The organism is Brevibacillus sp. SKDU10, from assembly GCF_001645205.1.
Classification (GTDB): domain Bacteria; phylum Bacillota; class Bacilli; order Brevibacillales; family Brevibacillaceae; genus Brevibacillus_B; species Brevibacillus_B halotolerans.
Genome location: NZ_LSSO01000049.1, coordinates 1 through 5,307 on the forward strand (window position 1 = coordinate 1; position 5,307 = coordinate 5,307).

At 33.9% G+C, this 5,307-nt stretch carries 4 protein-coding genes; 1 reads left to right on the plus strand and 3 read right to left on the minus strand.

Annotated elements, in window-relative coordinates; genetic code table 11:
* Window positions 1-122: 122 nt before the first annotated feature.
* On the plus strand, window positions 123-710 hold the full coding sequence (locus AYJ08_RS04075; RefSeq protein ID WP_082890857.1) for a TetR/AcrR family transcriptional regulator: 588 nt from the start codon (window positions 123-125) through the stop codon (window positions 708-710).
* 1,566 nt (window positions 711-2,276) lie between these two features.
* On the opposite strand, the gene AYJ08_RS04085 is transcribed toward AYJ08_RS04075, so the two are convergent.
* Genes AYJ08_RS04085 through AYJ08_RS04095 form a run of 3 tightly spaced genes read right to left on the minus strand, consistent with a single transcriptional unit; the run spans window position 2,277 to window position 4,378 of the window.
* The gene (locus AYJ08_RS04085; protein WP_064016692.1) at window positions 2,277-2,831 is read right to left on the minus strand and encodes a hypothetical protein; all 555 of its coding nucleotides are present in this window, start codon (window positions 2,829-2,831) and stop codon (window positions 2,277-2,279) included.
* Window positions 2,832-2,843: 12 nt separating this feature from the next.
* A complete protein-coding gene (locus AYJ08_RS24295) occupies window positions 2,844-3,254 on the minus strand; it encodes a hypothetical protein (protein ID WP_231928994.1) in 411 nt (136 codons plus the stop codon).
* A gap of 14 nt (window positions 3,255-3,268) precedes the next feature.
* Window positions 3,269-4,378, minus strand: a complete 1,110-nt coding sequence (locus tag AYJ08_RS04095) for a hypothetical protein (RefSeq protein ID WP_064016694.1) — start codon at window positions 4,376-4,378, stop codon at window positions 3,269-3,271.
* Between the last annotated feature and the right edge of the window lie 929 nt (window positions 4,379-5,307).

Consider the following 5,307-nt stretch of genomic DNA (forward strand, 5'->3'; position numbering starts at 1 on the left):
CGTTTAGTTTTTAAATTAAAATAATAATATACTGAACGTCTAGTTTTGTAAATGGGTTTATTTTATTTTCTTTTTTATTCATGTTAAGTATACTAAACGTATAGTTTATATTTTTGAAAGGGATGATTAATGTGCAGGGCAAAAGAGGGCGGCCGCGTAATGTCGAAACGCAGAAGTCTATCCTTTCCGCATCCTATGAGTTATTGTTGGAAAGTGGCTTTAAAGCGGTGACAGTCGATAAAATTGCAGATCGTGCTAAAGTTAGCAAAGCTACGATTTATAAATGGTGGCCTAACAAGGCTGCCGTGGTGATGGATGGTTTTCTTTCTGCTGCCGCAGCCAGATTGCCTGTGCCTGATACAGGTTCGGCATTCAATGATATTCTAATTCACGCCACGAGTTTAGCCAGGTTCTTGACAAGTCGGGAGGGGACCATTATTACGGAGTTGATAGGAGAAGGGCAGTTTGATTCAAATTTGGCGAAGGAATATCGTACCCGATATTTCCAGCCCCGTCGACTCCAAGCTAAGCACCTTCTGGAGAAGGGAATTCAGAGAGGAGAATTGAAAGAAAATCTCGATATTGAAATAAGCCTCGATCTTATTTACGGGCCGATTTTCTATCGTTTGCTCGTAACCGGCGAAAAGTTGGATGATTTCTATGTGCATGAATTGGTGATGAACGCATTTGAAGGAATCCGATCAACCTGAATAACATTTGCACACAATTTATGTACCACGAAATTGCCGATTCTCCACTCTCCCGATATATCCAAAGACGATATCATTCGTCATGCCCTTTCATCGGTTTAATATCACTAGGCGATGGAGACCACCGGAGAGTCGACAAGCACTTTTCGAATCCGTACCTAACTGAGTTGTAAAAAATCGGGAAGTATATATTGTAAGATTTTATAATTATCTAGTGAGTAATTAATCCCTCTAAAAGTCAAAGAGGACTGATCCACTTACGACATAAAGGATACACTTGTTTGGTAACTGAAAAATTACTAGAGCTGTTGGGATGGAGGAGACCAAAAAAGGTGTCTATTGTGATTTTGGGTGGGATGGATTTATGACTAATATTTACGGGGGTTGGAGGTCTGTTTGGAATGAATGTAACCGCTATGAATATTGGTTTGTTTTTAGTAATTGTAATACTTTTAGTTTCTTTATTTTTTACAAATAGAAAAAATCCCCAAAAATCGTCAGTTAAAATCTATATACTCAACATTATTATTCTGAGTATTATCTTAGGCAACTATTTCTACAACAACTATAGCGGACGTAACTCTATTTTTATACCTATCGTTTATATTCTGGTAATATTATTGAACCTCCAGCAAATTATGAGAGGATTAAAAAATAATAATTTGAAATAATTTAAAACCTGATTCTAGTATTAGGTACCTCTATAAATTCACATAACCATCCGTTCTGAGAATTACATTCTATTGGCATTATACGTAATAATATAAAAAAGGACAAAAAGATCGTTTATTCTTTTTGTCCTTTTTTAGTTACTTTCTACTATTGGCATGTCTGTCTATTATAGACGATGATCTGTGATTCAAAATCAATCATTAATGTTTTATTCACTACTTTATCCAGATGCCACCACCATTCCACAATTGACTCAGAGGAGTTTCTAAATGATAAATGACTTTCATATGATTATAAATCTCAGATGAGCGGAAAAATAATAGCTTATCATACTTCAATAAAATTCTTTTTTGCTCTTCTGATAATAAGTCTTTTTTTTGATAAAGGTTGCTTCTTACATGAAACCCGTGGAGAAACTCAAAGGGGATTATGAAAATGCTATCAGTACCTGTATCTAGATAGGTTTCTATATTTTCATTGTTTCATTATTTAATCAACTCCTTGATTTTTCCTAGTTTTTTATAACCTTATTTGAATTAAAGTGTCTAATTGGACCGTCTTTTTTGGAAATAGTTTTTTCCAATATTCCATCTTAACCAACTCCAGAGGTTAATTCTGGTTATATTAAGGGGATTACCGATAAATAATATGTATTAAATAATACCGTATTTATCCAGATCTTAACCAGCATTTATTCCTGCATAATAGAGGAATCTATTATTTATTTGTCCAGATTCAATTGACGAGTACATAACAGCAAAAAGATCGCTCTTCTCCTTACTAAGAGTAGTTAGTTAAGGTAGAGAACGATCTTTTTTTATTACACCTGTACAAAAAGAATAATCATTTACTACCAATCAGAAGCTACCAAAAAGTAAAGCTCGTTTTTTAAACTTAAACGTGTGCCAAGAGGTAAGCTTCTCTAAGTCTTTGAAAGTTTACACTTGATTCCACAAGATTGCTATTTAATCTTTCTATCTTTTGAATTAAATCGTCTGTTTTTGTTTTAATTTCAGAGAAAAATTGTGCTTTATTTATAACCTCATTTTCCCATCCAGCATGATAGATGGAACAAAGTGGAACGGGAGTTACAAATTCCTTAGGAACCCTATCTGTTGCCAGTACAAAATCAATCAATACATTTTCATTACTATTTTTAATTACGATCCAGTTATCGGGTTCTTCTATGGTTTTAATAGCAGCATACCCCTCCTTTTTTAACAAGATCAGAGCCTCATTTAGCATTTGAAACCATGATATGATCCATTCTTCGAAAAAGTTGAATTCATGGATCGTTGCGTCTTCAGAATAATATCCATATTCCTGCTTATTAAATGAAAAGTGTATCAAACCTAAGAGGTCTTCACCGTAGTCTTCTTTAAACTCTTCATACGTAAGGCGGGCTAATTCTGATTCAGACAAAGCAAGTTGATAATTAATGATGAACATAATAACTCCTTTCTAATAACCAAAATCTTTCAAAGTGTATCTGTGTGGACCATAACTAGTTTTAAGAACACCTTCACGGAAAGAAATAGTAATTTTTTCACCAAAGTATTCGACGACATGTTTACCTTCGTACGTTTTGCCGTTTTTAACAGCATCATCAAAAGCAAACTGAACGGCATCTTCAATCTGTTTGTTGGACCATTCTTTGTTGAAATAACTTCGTGGATGATTGATTGTCCCAGAAATATTTATTTCAACTTTTTCACGAGGTAATTTCTTTAGTAGAAAAGGGATTTCATCTTTCGCTTTATTAAAGACATGTCGTTTAGTTATATGTTTGACAAAGCCTTTGCTTAATTTATTAGTTCTACTTATTAATTCACCAGTATTCTTAATAATCTTGCTACCATTTTTTCCTATCAAGGTTCCAAAATACCCTAGGGGCAAAGATGGCTCTGCGAAAGATAGAATAACAGAATCACCTTGTACTTAGCCATATGTACTAGGTTGTCATTCTTTTTAGAAGTATCCGTCCGGATTTTTTGTGCTTTATCAGAGATATTAACAAATTCAATTGTCTCTCCTTCATACAGCACAACACGTTCAAGAGCTGGTTCAGAGCTGTCCATAGTAGATGAATATCTATAATGGCTATAAATGGTAATTGGGTTATCTGAAACATTACTAATTAAAGCTCTGCCATTAGGTGATAATTTTGGAGGTGTTGATGTATTCACAAACTCTCTGACAAAATTACCTTCGTCATCATAAATTTTATAATCAAATTTATCAGAGGAAGAAACTCGGATTTCTTTCAGACTTAATGGAAAGTCACTCAAATTATCAAAATAATAACTGTCACCCTTTTGCAATACTTGCTCATAAAAAGGAGGATCAGATTCATCCTCATTGAGGAACTGAAGGGGATGGTAAATGAATGTTACAGGCTCACTTGTTGACGGTGACACTACAATTGTTTCACCAGGATTTATTGAAGTGTTTGTTGTCTGTTTTGGATTAAGAAGACCGGGTTCTCCATTACTTTTGTATTTTACATACTTACAAGGATTTTTAGATGAAGCATTCGTTTGCAAATGAATTAATTTATTACTTATATTGGTAAGAGTCAACGATTCATCCAAAGCTAACTCGGTTCTGTTCAATGCAGGGGTATCACTATGTCTACCTGTTGTTGAATCAAAGGGGGCTGAAAATCTAATAGAATCACCCGAAATTGTGGTTACAACAACTTTTTCGCCCGGTTTTAAAAGAACGCCACTTGCTTGAGGTCCAGACCCCTGAGCTACTAAAGCTTTGATTAAATTATCATCAGAGTCATAAAGAGAATAATCATATTTAGGAGAGGGACTTTTCGTTCCTCCTTTAGCTTTCACATAAAATTTGAAATCTGAAGTGTTTGTAAATGTATAGCTTTCGTTTCCTTCTAATTCAACAATCCTCAATGCAGGGGTGTTAGGAAATGAGACTTTTACCCCTGTAGGGTATGTAAAGGTTACAGGTTCATCAGTAATGACTGTAGCGATCATTTTACCTTTTATAGATTTTCCACCTTGAGCATTTTCAAAAAACTCAACAGGTGCACCCTTAGTGTCATACTTTATATAGTGATAAAGATTATTTTTAGAGCTTGTTTCATTACTTGATATTGATACAGCAGTATCACTTTCAAATACAATTGTTTCTCCTTTATGTACAGTTACTTCCTCTTTTACTGCTGCGATTGCACGTTTATTACGCTTCTTGAAATCATCAACATTAGCTTCTATTTCTTCTGATTCTTCTATTTTTTCTACTTTTTCTAAAACAGTATTATCTTTACTTGTGGTGAAGTAGAACTGGAGGAAGTTTTTGAATTTGAAGAAATTATTGGTCAGAAATTAACTACTATTGGGTTAGAGTCCAGAGAATATTTTTTGCCGGTAACAGTGAATTTTGTTCGTATTAGTATGGATTTTTATGAGATGTTAGAGCTTTATTTTACTAAAGAATATCTTGATAAAAATAGGTTTCCTAATCTTTGTGTGAAGAAGAGTAAAACTTTAATCTTCAAAAGCATGAAAGAAACCTTATCATACAATTTATAAACTGAGAAGGCTTATTCCAACTTGAACGATAAGGAGGAATAAGCCTTTTTTGATATCCAGTAGATTTTATCACTGGCGTAAGTGGAGTATTAGCAATCATAGAGGAAATAAGAGGCTTCTGTTAAAAAGCTTAAGATTTACGGTATTGGGTGGACAAATTTGATATGGCTACAAACAAGGTGGAAACCTTATGGAATAGGAGATTAATGTATATATTGGTTAAACCTTAAAAATTGCAAACTAGAAATCACAGCGATTAACATTTGGGAATTGACCCTATAACTAATTGTAAGATTGAATGAATTATTCAACACCTACATCGTTAACAACAATGGTGTCTATGCTTTTTCTTACACACACGTATGCAAATA